The 14,262-nt window shown below is 63.7% G+C and carries 17 protein-coding genes and 1 tRNA gene; 6 read left to right on the top strand and 12 right to left on the bottom strand.

Annotated features, from left to right (window positions below; all coding sequences use genetic code 11):
* Positions 1 to 6: 6 nt before the first annotated feature.
* The 8 genes from QCE83_RS04945 to QCE83_RS04980 all read right to left on the bottom strand — a co-directional run bounded on the left by QCE83_RS04945 (position 7) and on the right by QCE83_RS04980 (position 6,485).
* The gene (locus QCE83_RS04945) at positions 7 to 429 is read right to left on the bottom strand and encodes a biopolymer transporter ExbD (RefSeq protein WP_309807947.1); all 423 of its coding nucleotides are present in this window, start codon (positions 427 to 429) and stop codon (positions 7 to 9) included.
* 18 nt (positions 430 to 447) lie between these two features.
* Entirely contained in the window at positions 448 to 1,194 is a 747-nt protein-coding gene (locus tag QCE83_RS04950; protein ID WP_309807948.1) for a MotA/TolQ/ExbB proton channel family protein, read from the bottom strand.
* Between the two features lie 29 nt (positions 1,195 to 1,223).
* The gene (locus tag QCE83_RS04955) at positions 1,224 to 1,955 is read right to left on the bottom strand and encodes a TonB family protein (protein ID WP_309807949.1); all 732 of its coding nucleotides are present in this window, start codon (positions 1,953 to 1,955) and stop codon (positions 1,224 to 1,226) included.
* A 379-nt stretch (positions 1,956 to 2,334) separates the two neighbouring features.
* Positions 2,335 to 2,571, bottom strand: coding sequence for a (2Fe-2S)-binding protein (locus QCE83_RS04960; RefSeq protein WP_309807951.1), 237 nt, complete (start codon positions 2,569 to 2,571; stop codon positions 2,335 to 2,337).
* 175 nt (positions 2,572 to 2,746) lie between these two features.
* The gene (murI, locus tag QCE83_RS04965; RefSeq protein WP_309807952.1) at positions 2,747 to 3,631 is read right to left on the bottom strand and encodes a glutamate racemase; all 885 of its coding nucleotides are present in this window, start codon (positions 3,629 to 3,631) and stop codon (positions 2,747 to 2,749) included.
* Positions 3,632 to 3,644: 13 nt separating this feature from the next.
* The gene (gene bfr, locus QCE83_RS04970; protein WP_035506542.1) at positions 3,645 to 4,121 is read right to left on the bottom strand and encodes a bacterioferritin; all 477 of its coding nucleotides are present in this window, start codon (positions 4,119 to 4,121) and stop codon (positions 3,645 to 3,647) included.
* A 221-nt stretch (positions 4,122 to 4,342) separates the two neighbouring features.
* Positions 4,343 to 5,878, bottom strand: a complete 1,536-nt coding sequence (locus QCE83_RS04975) for a fumarate hydratase (protein ID WP_309807954.1) — start codon at positions 5,876 to 5,878, stop codon at positions 4,343 to 4,345.
* A gap of 64 nt (positions 5,879 to 5,942) precedes the next feature.
* On the bottom strand, positions 5,943 to 6,485 hold the full coding sequence (locus tag QCE83_RS04980) for a TIGR00645 family protein (protein WP_309811462.1): 543 nt from the start codon (positions 6,483 to 6,485) through the stop codon (positions 5,943 to 5,945).
* On the opposite strand from QCE83_RS04980, the gene QCE83_RS04985 reads away from it, so the two are divergent.
* From QCE83_RS04985 to QCE83_RS05005, 5 genes are all read left to right on the top strand, one after another.
* Complete coding sequence (locus QCE83_RS04985) at positions 6,457 to 6,594, top strand: hypothetical protein (RefSeq protein ID WP_309811785.1); 138 nt, start codon at positions 6,457 to 6,459, stop codon at positions 6,592 to 6,594. The genes QCE83_RS04980 and QCE83_RS04985 overlap by 29 nt on opposite strands.
* 637 nt (positions 6,595 to 7,231) lie before the next feature.
* The gene (acs, locus tag QCE83_RS04990; RefSeq protein WP_309807955.1) at positions 7,232 to 9,214 is read left to right on the top strand and encodes an acetate--CoA ligase; all 1,983 of its coding nucleotides are present in this window, start codon (positions 7,232 to 7,234) and stop codon (positions 9,212 to 9,214) included.
* 93 nt (positions 9,215 to 9,307) lie between these two features.
* Positions 9,308 to 9,646 carry a DUF4212 domain-containing protein gene (locus QCE83_RS04995; protein ID WP_309807956.1) on the top strand — a complete coding sequence of 113 codons (339 nt, stop codon included), beginning with the start codon at positions 9,308 to 9,310 and terminating at the stop codon, positions 9,644 to 9,646.
* Positions 9,643 to 11,667 (top strand): sodium:solute symporter family protein, encoded by a 2,025-nt coding sequence (locus QCE83_RS05000; protein ID WP_309807957.1) that lies wholly within the window; start codon positions 9,643 to 9,645, stop codon positions 11,665 to 11,667. Before QCE83_RS04995 ends, QCE83_RS05000 begins: the two co-directional genes overlap by 4 nt.
* Before the next feature lie 43 nt (positions 11,668 to 11,710).
* A tRNA-Ser gene (locus QCE83_RS05005) sits at positions 11,711 to 11,800 on the top strand.
* Between the two features lie 160 nt (positions 11,801 to 11,960).
* On the opposite strand, the gene QCE83_RS05010 is transcribed toward QCE83_RS05005, so the two are convergent.
* From QCE83_RS05010 to QCE83_RS05020, 3 genes are all read right to left on the bottom strand, one after another.
* Positions 11,961 to 12,509 carry a hypothetical protein gene (locus QCE83_RS05010; protein WP_309807958.1) on the bottom strand — a complete coding sequence of 183 codons (549 nt, stop codon included), beginning with the start codon at positions 12,507 to 12,509 and terminating at the stop codon, positions 11,961 to 11,963.
* A gap of 151 nt (positions 12,510 to 12,660) precedes the next feature.
* The gene (locus QCE83_RS05015) at positions 12,661 to 12,993 is read right to left on the bottom strand and encodes a hypothetical protein (RefSeq protein ID WP_309807959.1); all 333 of its coding nucleotides are present in this window, start codon (positions 12,991 to 12,993) and stop codon (positions 12,661 to 12,663) included.
* Positions 12,994 to 13,148: 155 nt separating this feature from the next.
* Positions 13,149 to 13,373, bottom strand: coding sequence for a hypothetical protein (locus QCE83_RS05020; RefSeq protein WP_309807960.1), 225 nt, complete (start codon positions 13,371 to 13,373; stop codon positions 13,149 to 13,151).
* Between the two features lie 84 nt (positions 13,374 to 13,457).
* Here QCE83_RS05020 and QCE83_RS05025 point away from each other — a divergent pair, with 84 nt between their 5' ends.
* Entirely contained in the window at positions 13,458 to 13,700 is a 243-nt protein-coding gene (locus QCE83_RS05025) for a hypothetical protein (RefSeq protein WP_309807961.1), read from the top strand.
* Between the two features lie 33 nt (positions 13,701 to 13,733).
* Here QCE83_RS05025 and QCE83_RS05030 read toward each other — a convergent pair whose 3' ends face one another.
* Positions 13,734 to 14,240, bottom strand: coding sequence for a PRC-barrel domain-containing protein (locus QCE83_RS05030; protein WP_309807963.1), 507 nt, complete (start codon positions 14,238 to 14,240; stop codon positions 13,734 to 13,736).
* Positions 14,241 to 14,262: the final 22 nt, after the last annotated feature.

Below are 14,262 nucleotides of genomic sequence, written 5' to 3' on the forward strand. Positions count from 1 at the left end.
CTTGCGTTACTTGCCGCTCTTCGGTTCGGTGACGAAGCCGATCTTGGTCAGCCCGCCCGCCTGCGCCGCCGACATCAGGTCGGCGACCTTCTCATACGCGACCTTGCGGTCCGCGCGCAACTGGATCTCCGGCTGCGGCGTCTGCTGCGACGCCTGCGCGATGCGCGCGTTGAGCGTCGCTTCGTCGACCGGCTGCTCGTCCCACAGCGTCGTGCCGTCGGCCTGGATCGCGATGTTCACGTGCGCGGGCTTCTCGTCCTGCGGCTGGCTGCTCGCGTGCGGCAGGTCGATCTTCACCGCGTGATGCATCGCGGGAATCGTCACCAGGAAGATGATCAGCAGGACCAGCATGACGTCGACGAGCGGCGTCATGTTGATCTCGCTCATCATGCCGTCGTCTTCATCGCCGGCAAAAGGGCTCATGGCCATGATGCGAACCTCCCGGGCTTACGACGCGCGCGTCGCGAGACGCAGGCTGTCGGACGAGGCGTTCGTCGCGCGCTTGGTCGACGAGAGCTTCGTGCCCGTGACGAAGAACGCGTGCAGGCCGTGCGCAAAGCGATTCAGCTTCGTGACGATGCCCTTGTTCGCGCGCGTCAGGGCGTTGTAGCCGAGCACCGCGGGAATCGCGACGAACAGGCCGAACGCCGTCATGATGAGCGACTCGCCGACCGGGCCAGCGACCTGGTCGATCGACGTCTGGCCGGTCGCGCCGATGGTCAGCAGCGCGTGATAGATCCCCCACACGGTGCCGAACAGCCCGACGAACGGCGAGGTGGAACCGATGGACGCGAGAATTGCGAGGCCCGCCTGCATGCGGCCGACGCCTTCGTCCATCACATCCTTCAGGCAGCGCGTGATCCAGTCCGACACGTCCATGCGGTCGTGCAGATGCGGCTGCGTCTGGTGATGGTGATCCGCCGCTTCCTGGCCGGCGAGGGCCAAGGCGAGGAACGGGTTGTCGGCCGGGCTCGACGACTGGCTGCCGAGCTTCTTGATGCCGTCGTTGAAATCGTCGGAGTGCCAGAAGGCCTGTTCGGCGTTCTTGGTCAGGCGCTTCAGGCGCACGACATTCCATGCCTTCACGATGATGACGGTCCACGACAGCACCGACATGATCACCAGCGCGAGCGCGATGCCCCGCGTTACGAAGTCACCTTGCGCCCAGACGTGCGCAATCCCGTAGTTTTGCATTGCTCTTTCCTTGTATCTAAAAAAACCGGTCAGTCGTTGAGACTGAATACGAATGGCACCGTGGCGGTAGCGCGGATCGCTTCGCCATTTTCCTTGTACGGGCTGCACGCGCTGCTGCGTACCGCCGCGAGCGCAGCGTCATCCAGCCGCGACGAGCCGCTGCTTTTCTGCAGCGTGATGTTCTCGATCTTGCCCGACACGCCGACCGTCAGCCGCACGGTCGCCGTGCCTGTTTCGCCGCGGCGCTTGGCCATGGCCGGGTAATCCGGCTGGGCGATATTGCAGCTCAGCCGCGCGACGTTCTTCGGCGCGGCGAGATCCATGCTCGGCTTGCCGATGGCCGGCGCGGTGGGCGGCGGGGTCGGTTGCGCCGGCGCGGGCGGAGTGGGATCCGGTGCGGGCGCGGCGATCTGCGACGGCGCCTCGGTGACCGGCATCGGCGTGGGCGCAGGCTCGATCTTCGGCTTGACCTTGGGCTTGGGCAGCGGCTTCGGGACGGGCTTCGGAAGCGGCTTGGGCGGCGGCGGCGTTTCGACCGCGACCGGCTGCGGCGCGGGCTGCGGCGTTTCGCTGATGAGCTGCGCGGTGATCGACTTGGCTTCGATGGGTCGCGGCGGCGGCTCGTTGTGCATCGTCATCGCGACGCCGAGCAGGACTGCGTGAAGCACGACGACGGCGGCGCACGCGGCGATCACGCGCGGACTGGCGCTCGATGCCGGCGCCGTCTGGAAAGCGGCGGGAGTGGTGGTCGGGGACTGCATTCTTATTGGCTGCTTTGAGTGCTGCTTGTGGTGCGATGTGAATTGATGCCGATCATGCCGCGGGTTCGTTTCAGCTTGAAGTCCAGCAACGGTGCGGATCCGGCGCAACGGGGAAACGGGAATCCAGGCGACGTCATGTTCGAAAGATCAGCAATGAGATAAACAGGGTAGTCACGAAACCGATCAGCAATTCCATGGTTCCCTCCAGGGATAGGGGTTGCTCGGGGAGGTGCTTGGCTAGCTGGAAGTGACCGGATGTTCGAAGGTAACCTGGCTTGCTGGAGGCGGTTCGGAAACCGGACTGCGAAAACTGGCAAGAAAGCTTGAAAGACTGCGGGCGCCGCCGCGGAAGCGCGACGCCTGAACCTGCGGCCTGGCCTCAGGCCGCCTTGCGCTCGTAAAACATCAGCGGCGCCACGTGCTCGCGCTGCTCGACGCCACACTGCGAGGCGCACACGCCGCTCTGTGCCATCACGTCGCGAACGCTCTCCTCGCACTTGCCGCAGCACATGGCCACGCCGAGCTCGAACTGGAGCTCGTCGAAGGTGTCCACACCCTCGGCGATGGATGCTCGGATCTTGCGGTCGGATACTGATTTGCAGACACAGACAATCATGATCGTTCGCGATAGCTTGCGTTAATGCGAATTATTATCATTCGACTTGCGCACCAATGCAAGCGGGGCTCTGTGTTTTTTGTAACAGAGCAGGCAAGTTAGCAGAATTGTTGCTAGAGGCCAGAGCTGGCGCGGGAAAGCGCGCGCCGGGGAACATGCGGCGGGCGAGAAACCCTCACGCGATGTCGGGTTCGGCGAGCCGTGGGAGGCCGGAGGGAATGCTGACATGCTCGACGGGCGCGTCGAGCCTGAGGAGGGCAGCGGCGAGCTGGCGCTGCGATTCGCCGTCGGCCGTCGAGCAGAAGCGGGGCAGAAGATCAGCCGAATCTGCGTCCGAGCGGCGCGCGTGGGTATCGAGCAGACGTTCGAGCTGCCGGGCGATGGCCACGCTCGTGTCCACGATGTGCAGGCGCTCGCCGGCAATGGCGCGGATTGCGCCGTCCAGGAAAGGGTAGTGCGTGCAGCCGAGCACCAGTGTGTCGGCGCCGGCGTCCAGCATGGGGGACAGGTAGCTTTCGAGCAGCGCCATGAGGGCGGGCGACGACGTATCGCCGCGCTCCACCGCCTGCACCAGGCCGTGTCCCGCCTGGCAGATGAAGCGGCAGTCGCCGGCGTAGCGGTCCAGCAGCGACTGGAAACGCGCGGAACGCAGCGTCACCGCCGTCGCTAGAACGCCGACGACGCGCGAGCGCGACACGTTCGCCGCGGGCTTCACGCCCGGCTCCACGCCGACCAGCGGAATGGGCAGGCGCTCGCGCACCAGCGCGATGGACTGCGCGGTCGCGGTATTGCATGCGACCACGAGCGCTTTCGCGCCCTGCGACACGAGCCATTCGCCGATGGCCAGCGTGCGTTCGCCGATGAACGCGTCGGTTTTTTCGCCGTACGGCGCGTGAAGCGAGTCGGCCACGTAGATCAGGTGCTCGTGCGGCAGGATGGCGCGCACGGCGCGCAGCACCGACAGCCCGCCCAGGCCGGAATCGAAAATGCCGACCGGCGCGCTCGCGTCCAGCGCGGCGCGTGGGGGCAGGGCAAGCGGGGATGCTGCGCTGACGGGCATCGTGACGAACGGATTACTCGTGATCGCCCATCATGGTTTGCTGGTAGTTCTGGATGCCGACCTTGTCGATCAGGTCCAGTTGCGTTTCCAGCCAGTCGATGTGCTCTTCCGTGTCGTGCAGGATCTTTTCGAAGATCTCGCGCGAGACGAAGTCACGCACGGATTCGCAATACGCGATGGCTTCCTTGCAGGTGGACTGCGAGATCTGCTCGAGCTTCAGGTCGCACTCGAGGATTTCCTTGGTTTCCTCGCCGATCAGCAGCTTGTGCAGGTCCTGCAGGTTCGGCAGTCCGTCGAGCATGAAGACGCGCTGGATGAGCCAGTCGGCGTGCTTCATTTCGCCGATCGATTCGTCGTACTCGTGCTTGTTGAGCTTTTCGAGACCCCAGTGCTGATACATCCGGGCGTGCAGGAAGTATTGATTGATCGCGGTCAGTTCGTTCTTCAACTGCGAGTTCAGATATTCGATGACTTTCGCGTCGCCTTGCATGGCTTGATTCCTGTTCGTAAACGTGGGGTTTTGAGAAAGATAAACCTTGGGCGTGACAAAGCCAAGGTTGAGTAGAAAATTTTTTTTCGAGATAAAACTGAGAATGAAAACCCTTCTCGATGGGCGCGGTGTCAAAGAAAAGAGCCGGGCGTGTGCCCGGCTCTTTCGTTGACGGGTTGCCTGTCAGCGGATCATTGCGACAGGCAACCGTCGATCCCGCCTCAGACCGTGGCGACCGGAATCTTGCCGATCTTCGCCTGCCATTCGGCCGGACCCGTCTTGTGGACCGACGTGCCGTTCGAATCGACGGCCACCGTCACCGGCATGTCCTGCACGTCGAATTCGTAGATGGCTTCCATGCCGAGGTCTTCGAACGCGAGCACCTTCGCCTCGCGGATCGCCTTCGACACCAGATACGCCGCGCCGCCGACCGCCATCAGATAGGCCGCCTTGTGCTTCCTGATCGACTCGATGGCGACCGGGCCGCGCTCGGCCTTGCCGATCATCGAGATGAGGCCGGTTTGCGCCAGCATCGTTTCGGTGAACTTGTCCATGCGCGTGGCCGTGGTCGGGCCGGCCGGGCCGACGGCTTCGTCGCGCACCGGATCGACCGGGCCTACGTAATAGATCACGCGGTTGGTGAAGTCGACGGGCAGCTTTTCGCCCGCGGCCAGCATGTCGGCAATGCGCTTGTGCGCGGCGTCGCGTCCCGTGAGCATCTTGCCCGACAGCAGCAGCGTCTGGCCGGGCTTCCACGAGGCGACTTCCTCGGGCGTCAGCGTGTTCAGGTCGACGCGCTGGCTCGTCTCGGTGTTGGGCTGCCACGTGACGTCGGGCCAGGCATCGAGCGGCGGCGCTTCGAGCTTCGCGGCGCCGCTGCCGTCGAGCGTGAAGTGCGCGTGACGGGTCGCGGCGCAGTTCGGGATGATCGCGACGGGCTTCGAGGCCGCATGCGTCGGCGCGGCCATGATCTTGACGTCGAGCACGGTGGCGAGGCCGCCGAGACCCTGCGCGCCGATGCCGAGCGCATTCACCTTCTCATGCAGCTCGACGCGCAGTTCCTCGATCCAGTCCTTGGGGCCGCGCGCGATGACGTCCTGGATGTCGATGGGGTCCATCAGCGATTCCTTCGCCATGACCATCGCCTTTTCCGCGGTCCCGCCGATGCCGATGCCGAGCATGCCCGGCGGGCACCAGCCGGCGCCCATGGTCGGCACGGTCTTGATGATCCAGTCGACGATCGAGTCCGACGGGTTCAGCATCGCGAACTTCGACTTGTTCTCCGAGCCGCCGCCCTTGGCCGCGACCTGCACGTCCACCTTGTCGCCCGGCACGATCTCGTAGTGGATCACGGCCGGCGTGTTGTCCTTGGTGTTCTTGCGGCCGCCTTCGGGCGGCGAGACGATGGACGCGCGCAGCACGTTGTCCGGGTTCAGGTAACCGCGGCGCACGCCTTCGTTGATCATGTCGGTGACGGACATCGTCGCACCGCCGTTGTCGCTGCCCCAGCGCACGTCCATGCCCACCTTCACGAACACCGTCACGATGCCCGTGTCTTGGCAGATCGGGCGCTTCCCTTCGGCGCACATGCGGCTGTTGGTGAGGATCTGCGCGATGGCGTCCTTCGCCGCCGGGCTTTCTTCCAGCTCGTAGGCGCGGCCGAGCGCCTGGATGTAGTCGAGCGGATGGTAGTAGCTGATGTACTGCAGGGAATCCGCAATGCTCTGGATCAGGTCTTCCTGTTTGATGACGGTCATGGCTCGAGGCTCTGGGGGACGAAATTTTTTCTGGTGTGCGTTCAGGCGACGCTTCAGTTGACGCTCAGTCTGTTGTGCCGCGCGGCGGCGCGAAGGACTCGTCGTGAAAGTGCCGCGGATGCGTATGCGTGGTCAGCTTGTCGACATACGCCATGATGAGCGCGGACAGCAGGAAGGCCACGTGAATGATCACTTGCCACAGCACGGTATGGAAAGTGTGCTGGTCGGGGTTGATGAAGGTCTTGAGCAGATGGATGGACGAGATGCTGATGAGCGCCATCGAGAGCTTGACCTTCAGCACGCCGGCGTTGACGTGATCGAGCCATTCGGGTTCGTCGGGGTGGCCTTCGACGCCCAGCCGCGACACGAAGGTCTCGTAGCCGCCGACGATCACCATGATGAGCAGGTTCGAGATCATCACCACGTCGATCAGGCCGAGCACGACGAGCATGATGTTGGTTTCGTCGAGCGACATGGCGTGCGTGACGAGATGCCAGACTTCCTTCAGGAAGAGCACGACATACACGCCTTGCGCGACGATCAGCCCGAGATAGAGCGGCACCTGCAGCCAGCGGCTCATGAAGATGATTCTGGGGAGCGCCTTCATCGCGCCGGGCCGAACGGAACCGGGGGTGTGCTGGGGAGCGGACATGAGCGGCTTTTCAGTCGAAGCAAAACGGACGAAACAGGCGAAGGACGAAGCGGACGGCGGCTGAACCCGGGCCGCAATGCGCCGGCGGAATGCGGACTCGAAGCGCATTCGAGCACGTCTGCGGTCAGGGAAAGCCCGGTATTGTAGCGCGTCGGCGTGACAGTCTGCGCGAACGTTGCGGCGCATGGGCAGGGGCGACGCAAGGGGGCGAAGCGAGGGGCGACGCAAGAGGGTGCGCGGCCGAAACCCTGGTTTGGATCAAAAGAATCGCACGTCGCGCCGGGCCGGATACCGCACCGGGAGTCAGTTCAGTTACGATTGCAGGGCGCATGCGCAACACGCGCTCACTTCGCGTATACCCCGTGTTCATTGGCCGGCACGCGTAAGAAGCGGGTAAGTTGAGCGGCTTATCTTGAATTCAATGCTTGAAGTCGATGCTTGAAGTCGATGCTTGAAGTCGATGCGGCATGCCCGCGGCTGCACGAGGCGCCGCGGCATGTGCCCGTGCCGCCCGGCGCGGGCCTTCGCAACGGCCGGACGCGCGCGCCATGACGGCGGTGCCGGCCACAAGAACGGAGACAGGATCGGGTCCGGAAACGCTGCGCGTTTCCGCCGACGGATCCCACCACATGCGGCGCACGCAGCCCATTCAGCGATGCGGGCGCCGGCGGATTTTGGAAACACCATCAGAGAGGTTGTCGATGTCTGCGATCGAATCAGTTCTTCACGAAAAACGCGTATTCCCGCCGTCGGCCAAGGCAACGGCGGATGCGGCCATTGCCGGCATGGACGCGTATCAGGCGCTCGTCGCCCAGGCGGAGAAAGATTACGAAGGTTTCTGGGCCGGCCTCGCACGCGAGACGCTCGCCTGGCACAAGCCGTTCACGAAGGTGCTGGATGAAACGAAGGCGCCGTTCTATACGTGGTTCGAGGACGGCGAACTCAATGCGTCGTACAACTGTCTCGACCGCCATATCGAAGCGGGCCGCGGCAATGACAACGCGATCATCTTCGAAGCCGACGACGGCACCGTCACCCACATCACCTATCAGGACCTGCTCGAGCGCGTGTGCCGTCTCGCCAATGCGCTCAAGAAGCGCGGCGTGAAGAAGGGCGATCGGGTCGTCATCTATCTGCCGATGTCGGTGGAAGGCGTGGTTGCGATGCAGGCGTGCGCGCGCATCGGCGCCACGCATTCGGTGGTGTTCGGCGGTTTCTCGTCGAAGTCGCTCAACGAGCGTCTCGTCGATGTCGGCGCGGTCGCGCTCATCACGGCGGACGAGCAGATGCGCGGCGGCAAGGCGCTGCCGCTCAAGAGCATTGCCGACGAAGCGCTGGCCGCGGGCGGCTGCGACAAGGTCAAGGACGTGATCGTGTATCGCCGCACCGGCGGCAAGATCGGCTGGACCGAAGGGCGCGACGCATGGCTGCACGAGGTCGTCGAGAACGAGCCGGCGCAATGCGAGCCGGAGTGGGTGGGCGCGGAACATCCGCTGTTCATCCTCTACACGTCGGGCTCGACGGGCAAGCCGAAGGGCGTGCAGCACAGCACGGCGGGCCTGCTGCTGTGGGCCGCGCAGACCATGAAGTGGACCTTCGACATGAAGCCGGACGATGTCTTCTGGTGCACGGCGGACATCGGCTGGATCACCGGGCATAGCTATATCGCGTACGGGCCGCTCGCCATCGGCGCGACCCAGGTGATGTTCGAGGGCGTGCCCACTTATCCGCACGCGGGACGGTTCTGGGAGATGATCGGCCGTCACAAGGTCACGATCTTCTACACCGCGCCGACGGCGATCCGCTCGCTGATCAAGGTGTCGGAGGCGGATGCGAAGGTGCATCCGAAGAGCTTCGACCTGTCGACATTGCGCATCCTCGGCACGGTCGGCGAGCCGATCAATCCGGAAGCGTGGGTTTGGTATCACGAGAATGTCGGGCGCGGGCAGTGTCCGATCGTCGATACGTGGTGGCAGACCGAGACCGGCGGCCACATGATCACGCCGCTGCCGGGCGCGACGCCGCTGGTGCCGGGTTCCTGCACGCTGCCGCTGCCGGGCATCATGGCCGCGGTCGTCGACGAGACCGGTCAGGACGTGCCGAACGGGCAGGGCGGCATCCTGGTCGTGAAGCGTCCGTGGCCGTCGATGCTGCGCAACGTCTGGGGCGACCCGAAGCGTTACCAGACCAGCTACTTCCCCGAGGAACTCGGCGGCAAGCTGTATCTGGCCGGCGACGGCGCGGTGCGCGACAAGACCACCGGCTATTTCACGATCATGGGCCGCATCGACGACGTGCTGAACGTCTCGGGGCACCGTCTGGGCACGATGGAGATCGAGTCGGCGCTGGTGGCGAATCCGCTCGTCGCGGAAGCGGCGGTGGTCGGCCGTCCGGACGACACGACCGGCGAAGCAGTGGTGGCGTTCGTCGTGCTGAAGCGCGCGCGTCCCGAAGGCGACGAAGCGAAGCAGATCGCGACTGAACTGCGCAACTGGGTCGGCAAGGAGATCGGTCCGATCGCCAAGCCGAAGGACATCCGCTTCGGCGAGAATCTGCCGAAGACGCGTTCCGGGAAGATCATGCGGCGCTTGCTGCGCTCGCTCGCGAAGGGCGAGGCGATCACGCAGGACGTGTCCACGCTTGAAAACCCCGCGATCCTTGATCAGCTCGGCGAAGCGCGTTGATGCATTGACGCTCGCGGCGGCTCATAGAGCGATGCACTGAGCGCCGCGGTCGATCCTGATTGCCGATGCCATGCGGTTTTGTTAAAAAACCGCATGGCCACCCCTCCCGCCGATTCCTCCAGCCAGCCGCCTGCTTCCCCGCCGCCCGTCTCGGCCGCGATGGCGCGTGCGCATCGCACGTACTGGCGCTTCAACCTCGCACTCATTGCCGTGCTGATGACGATCGGCTTCGTCGTCTCGTTCGGCTTGCCGCTGGTGGCGCAACGCGTCGATCACGTGCGCGTCGCAGGCTTCCCGTTGCCGTTCTATTTCGGCGCGCAGGGCGCGATCCTGGTGTATGTCGGGTTGATCGTCGTGTACATCGTGCTGATGCAGGTCGCCGATGCGCGTCTGCTGCGCGTCGCCCGCGCGGAACAGGGCGAGGGCGCATGAAGCTCACGAACCGGCTGATCGTCTACTACGCGCTCTATACGCTCGGCTTCCTGCTGTTCATCTTCCTGATGGAGCGCGTCGAGCGCACGACGGGATCCGGCACGTGGATCGGCTATGTGTTCCTGTTCGTGCCGATCGCGGTCTATGCGGTGATCGGCCTGCTGTCGCGCACGTCGGACCTGGTTGAGTATTACGTGGCCGGGCGCCGCGTGCCGTCGGCGTTCAACGGCATGGCAACGGCCGCCGACTGGCTGTCGGCGGCGTCGTTCATCGGGCTCGCGGGTTCCATCTATGCGAGCGGCTACGACGGCCTCGCCTACGTGATGGGCTGGACGGGCGGCTATTGTCTCGTCGCGTTCCTGCTTGCGCCGTACGTGCGCAAGCTCGCCCGCTACACGATTCCCGACTTTCTCGGCACACGCTTCTCGAGCAACCTGGTGCGCGCGCTGGCGGCCGTCGCGGCGATTCTCTGTTCCTTCGTGTATCTCGTTGCGCAGATCCAGGGCATCGGGCTGATTGCTTCGCGCTTCATCGGCATCGAGTTTTCGATCGGCATCTTCTGCGGGCTCGCGGGCATCCTGGTGTGCTCGTTTCTCGGCGGCATGCGCGCAGTGACGTGGACGCAGGTGGCGCAGTACATCATCCTGATCAGCGCGATGCTGATTCCCGTGTCGATGATCGCGCATCGTGAAGGTCTCGGCTGGTTCCCGCAACTGAACTATGGCCGCGTGATGGAGCGGGTCGAGGCGCTCGAGCGGGCGGTGGCGGTGTCGCCGGACGAAGCGCGCGTTCGTGCCGACTTTCAACGGCAGGCGACGCGGGTGCAGGAGCGCATCGACGCGTTACCCCAGTCGTTCCATGTCGAGCATGCGCGGCTGACGGCGGAGATTGCCGAGTTGCGGCGGCATAACGGGCCGCTGCGCGAGATCAACGAGCGGGAACGGGAACTGGCCGCTTTTCCGCGCGATTCCGCCGATGCGCAGGTCAAGTGGACGCGCGAGCGCGATGCGCTGAGCGAACGCGTGGCCGCTCCCGTGCCGATGGCCGAAGCCTTCGCGCCGGGTTCCGCCGGCGACGAAAGCCCGCGCGTGCATCAGGTGAACTTTCTCTCGTTGCTGCTGTGTCTGTCGATCGGCACGGCGAGCCTGCCGCACATTCTCACGCGCTACAACACGACGACGTCGGTGGCGTCGGCGCGGCGTTCGGTCGGCTGGACGCTGTTCTTCGTCGCGCTGTTCTATCTGACGGTGCCGGTGCTCGCGGTGCTGATCAAGCACGAGATCCTGACGGGACTGGTGGGGCATCGGTTCGCGGATCTGCCGCAATGGGTCACGCAGTGGCGGCGCGTGGAACCGTATCTGATCCGGATCAGCGACGTGAACGGCGACGGCATCGTGCGTTGGGCCGGCATTCAGATGCAGCCGGACATGGTGGTGTTGGCCGCGCCGGAGATTGCCGGGCTGCCGTACGTGATCTCGGGGCTGATTGCGGCGGGTGCGCTGGCGGCGGCGCTATCGACGGCCGATGGCCTGCTGCTGACGATCGCCAATGCGCTCTCGCACGATGTCTATTACTGCATGGTGGATCGCGGCGCGAGCAGTCAGCGGCGCGTGACCATCTCGAAGATCCTGCTGCTGGGCGTGGCGCTGCTGGCGTCGTATGTGGCCTCGCTGAATGCGGGCAACATCCTGTTCCTGGTGGGCGCGGCGTTTTCGCTGGCGGCGTCGAGTCTGTTTCCGGCGCTGGTGCTCGGCGTGTTCTGGAAGCGCACGACGCAGCGCGGGGTCGTCGCGGGGATGATCGCGGGGCTGGTGGTGTGCGTGTACTACATCGTGTCGACGTATCCGTTCTTCGTGCAGCTCACCGGGTTCGCGGGGGCGCGCTGGTTTGGCATCGAGCCGATCAGTTCAGGGGTGTTCGGCGTGCCGGCAGGGTTTGCGGTGGCGATCGTGGTGAGTCTGCTGGACCGCAAGCCGGACGCTTATACGCGCGCGCTGGTGGATTACATTCGCCATCCATAGGGGCTGGCGCAGTGGCGGGAACTTGGTATAATCGCGGTCTTCCGGAGAGATGGATGAGTGGTTTAAGTCGCACGCCTGGAAAGCGTGTATAGGGTAAAACCTATCGGGGGTTCGAATCCCCCTCTCTCCGCCAGGACAGACATCAGATCCCGCATGGTCATCGGCCATGTGGGATTTTTGTTTGCGCCGCTGGTTTATCTCGAAGTCTTGAGCACGCCGGCCGCGCTAACCATCCGGTCACTCGCGGTTACTCGCGGCGACGGCGTCGTCCCAGACCAGTCCATCGATGCAGTTCAAACGTTCGACGGCCGCCCCGTCTTCACCGTCTCGAGCGCCTTGATCGCTGCGATCAACTTTTTCTCCGGCGCGGCGTCGAGCATCGCGATTGCGGCGCGCAGCAGTTCGCTCTTCTTCACGCGCACACCGCCTTTCTGGCACTTGTCCTTCAGCGCGGCGATCTTTGCGTAGCCCGACTTCGGCATCGTGAAACTGTCGCGCACGACTTTTTCCTTTTTCACGCGCTTCGGTTTTGCCTGGGTCTTCGACGAAGCCTTCACGGCGTTCTGCTTCGTGTCTGCTTCGACGGCGGGCGTTTGCTTTGGCGTCGCTGCGGGTGTCTTTTTAGCGGCAGTCTTCTTGACGGTCTTCGCCGATGCAGCTTGCGCTACCGGTTTCTTCCTGGTCGAGGTCTTCGGAGTCGTTGCGGGTTGGACTTCAGCGGTCGTGCCATCGACGGCTTCGGTCTTTGCTTCGGTCTTTGCTTTCGCCTGCGCCTTGCCGGCGGTGCTCTTCGGGAAGTGGAAGGCTTTCTTCGTAGGCGCCTTGACTTGCGGTGTGCTCATCCGTTCTCTCCTGGTCATGAGGAGAAAACAGTATATACGGTTTATGCATACGGTCCTGCGCGAAGCATGATCGGTTCAGGCGAACCCGAAATCTTGATTGATGCGGTCACGTGGCGTCGCATGCTTCATCGACGCCACGCGCATGCACCACTTACTGCTTGATGGTGCCGGTCGATTGCGGCGGGTTGGTGGGCGCATCGGACGACATGCCGTGTTCGCGTTGCTGCATCAATGTTCCGCTTCCCGAGGTACCCGAAGGTACGCCGCCGCGCGAGGCATCGCCGGTGCGAGGCGTCGGCACGGAATCATGCTTGCCGGGCTGCATTTGCTGAGGCTTCTGCATAAGTTGATCGCGCGACATGTCCTGGGCAAACGCCGTTGCGCTGCAGAGCGCGAGGAGGGCGCCGCCGATGGTGAGAGTGGCTTTCATGACCGTCTCCTTGAAAGTCGACGCGAGTGCGCCGCTTAACAAAGATGGCAGCATCGACCATGCCGCACCGGCGGACGATGCTTGCCTTTCGGACGCGCTCTGATAATCATAATATTCATTGGGTATCCGTACGATTTGGCGAAGACTGCGTGAAACGATTCGTACGAAGTAAGACTATTTACATCGCGTAGAATGCGTGGTTCGAGCAGCTAAGTGATTCGTTCGGCATACTCCGCGCCAAGTCGTGAAATATAGCTGCTCAGGCCGCGCCCGCTTAGGGCCAGGCGTTTCATTGCTTCTACGTGCATCCGTCCGGGCACGTGATAGTCATACAAATAGGTCCCGCCGCTGACGAAACGCACCATGATGCCGGTGCGCAGGATGTCGAATGCTTCGACACCCGAATTTCCGGCAAGGTTCAGATAGGTTTGCATGTGAATCAGGGCATTCCCTCACGCAAACGATTGCGTATCGCGTGCCCCTCTCAAGTTTCGTCGGTGAGGACCGTAATAGGTGCCATGAACAAAGACCAACTCCCTTTCATCGATTCGGACGACCCGCACTTCCAGCACGCACGCGCGTTGAGTCTCTCGGTAGGAGCGATTCGCCGGGCGCAAGGGAAGAGCAATCCGAACGACTTCGCCGTCGGCACGATCGAGTGGCACCTCGCCATCGAAGATTTCGCGTCCGATGTTCTCCGCGCCCTGACCGATGAAACGGAAGGCACCAACATGCAGGTCGGCGAGCGGCCGCTCGACTGATCTCGCGGCCGCTCGACGCTGTCGGTTACCTCGTCAGAGCTTGACGCCACCGGCCTCGGGCGCATCGACGCCTTCGGGCGGAATGGCCCCTGACGGGCTCACGTCTCTCGCACGATCCGTCGCCCAGTACGGCTCGCGCCCGTAGTGCTGATGCACCGTGCTGGCCCAGACGTGATCGGCCATCGAAGGCCACGCGTCCTTGTCGAAACCCGGTGAATTCCGGACCTGTTCAGCCGTCGCATCGAGACGGAAGCAGCGGTTGTCGGTGTCGAGCGTGAGCGCGCTCCATGGAATGGCGAGCAATTTATTGCCGATTCCAAGAAAACCCCCGCTCGACAGCACCGCATACGCGATATGCCCATTGCTCACATCGAGCATGATGTCCTTCAGCGAACCGACATCGTGGCCATCGCTGCTGATCACCGAATTGCCATCGAGCGTGCTGGCTGCCATCACATCCGGTCCCGGTCCCGCGGCGGTCGCCGCGCCCTTGCCGACGATCTTCGCGCCGCCGGAAGACGATCCCATCGAATCACTCATGTTCTGCTCCTTGGCTCAGTTG

This window comes from Caballeronia sp. LZ034LL (assembly GCF_031451215.1).
Lineage (GTDB): Bacteria > Pseudomonadota > Gammaproteobacteria > Burkholderiales > Burkholderiaceae > Caballeronia.

Bases quoted from the DNA above. Each gene is read 5' to 3' on its own strand.
- QCE83_RS05025 (WP_309807961.1), top strand. From the start codon at position 13,458: ATGAACAAAGACCAACTCCCTTTCATCGATTCGGACGACCCGCACTTC.
- QCE83_RS05020 (WP_309807960.1), bottom strand. From the start codon at position 13,373: ATGCAAACCTATCTGAACCTTGCCGGAAATTCGGGTGTCGAAGCATTC.
- QCE83_RS04980 (WP_309811462.1), bottom strand. From the start codon at position 6,485: ATGAAGGCGCTCCCCAGAATCATCTTCATGAGCCGCTGGCTGCAGGTG.
- QCE83_RS04955 (WP_309807949.1), bottom strand. From the start codon at position 1,955: ATGCAGTCCCCGACCACCACTCCCGCCGCTTTCCAGACGGCGCCGGCA.
- QCE83_RS04950 (WP_309807948.1), bottom strand. From the start codon at position 1,194: ATGCAAAACTACGGGATTGCGCACGTCTGGGCGCAAGGTGACTTCGTA.
- QCE83_RS05000 (WP_309807957.1), top strand. From the start codon at position 9,643: ATGAAGCTCACGAACCGGCTGATCGTCTACTACGCGCTCTATACGCTC.
- QCE83_RS04985 (WP_309811785.1), top strand. From the start codon at position 6,457: ATGAAGATGATTCTGGGGAGCGCCTTCATCGCGCCGGGCCGAACGGAA.
- bfr (WP_035506542.1), bottom strand. From the start codon at position 4,121: ATGCAAGGCGACGCGAAAGTCATCGAATATCTGAACTCGCAGTTGAAG.
- QCE83_RS04945 (WP_309807947.1), bottom strand. From the start codon at position 429: ATGGCCATGAGCCCTTTTGCCGGCGATGAAGACGACGGCATGATGAGC.
- QCE83_RS05010 (WP_309807958.1), bottom strand. From the start codon at position 12,509: ATGAGCACACCGCAAGTCAAGGCGCCTACGAAGAAAGCCTTCCACTTC.
- QCE83_RS04995 (WP_309807956.1), top strand. From the start codon at position 9,308: ATGGCCACCCCTCCCGCCGATTCCTCCAGCCAGCCGCCTGCTTCCCCG.
- QCE83_RS05015 (WP_309807959.1), bottom strand. From the start codon at position 12,993: ATGCTGCCATCTTTGTTAAGCGGCGCACTCGCGTCGACTTTCAAGGAG.
- murI (WP_309807952.1), bottom strand. From the start codon at position 3,631: ATGCCCGTCAGCGCAGCATCCCCGCTTGCCCTGCCCCCACGCGCCGCG.
- QCE83_RS05030 (WP_309807963.1), bottom strand. From the start codon at position 14,240: ATGAGTGATTCGATGGGATCGTCTTCCGGCGGCGCGAAGATCGTCGGC.
- QCE83_RS04960 (WP_309807951.1), bottom strand. From the start codon at position 2,571: ATGATTGTCTGTGTCTGCAAATCAGTATCCGACCGCAAGATCCGAGCA.
- QCE83_RS04975 (WP_309807954.1), bottom strand. From the start codon at position 5,878: ATGACCGTCATCAAACAGGAAGACCTGATCCAGAGCATTGCGGATTCC.
- acs (WP_309807955.1), top strand. From the start codon at position 7,232: ATGTCTGCGATCGAATCAGTTCTTCACGAAAAACGCGTATTCCCGCCG.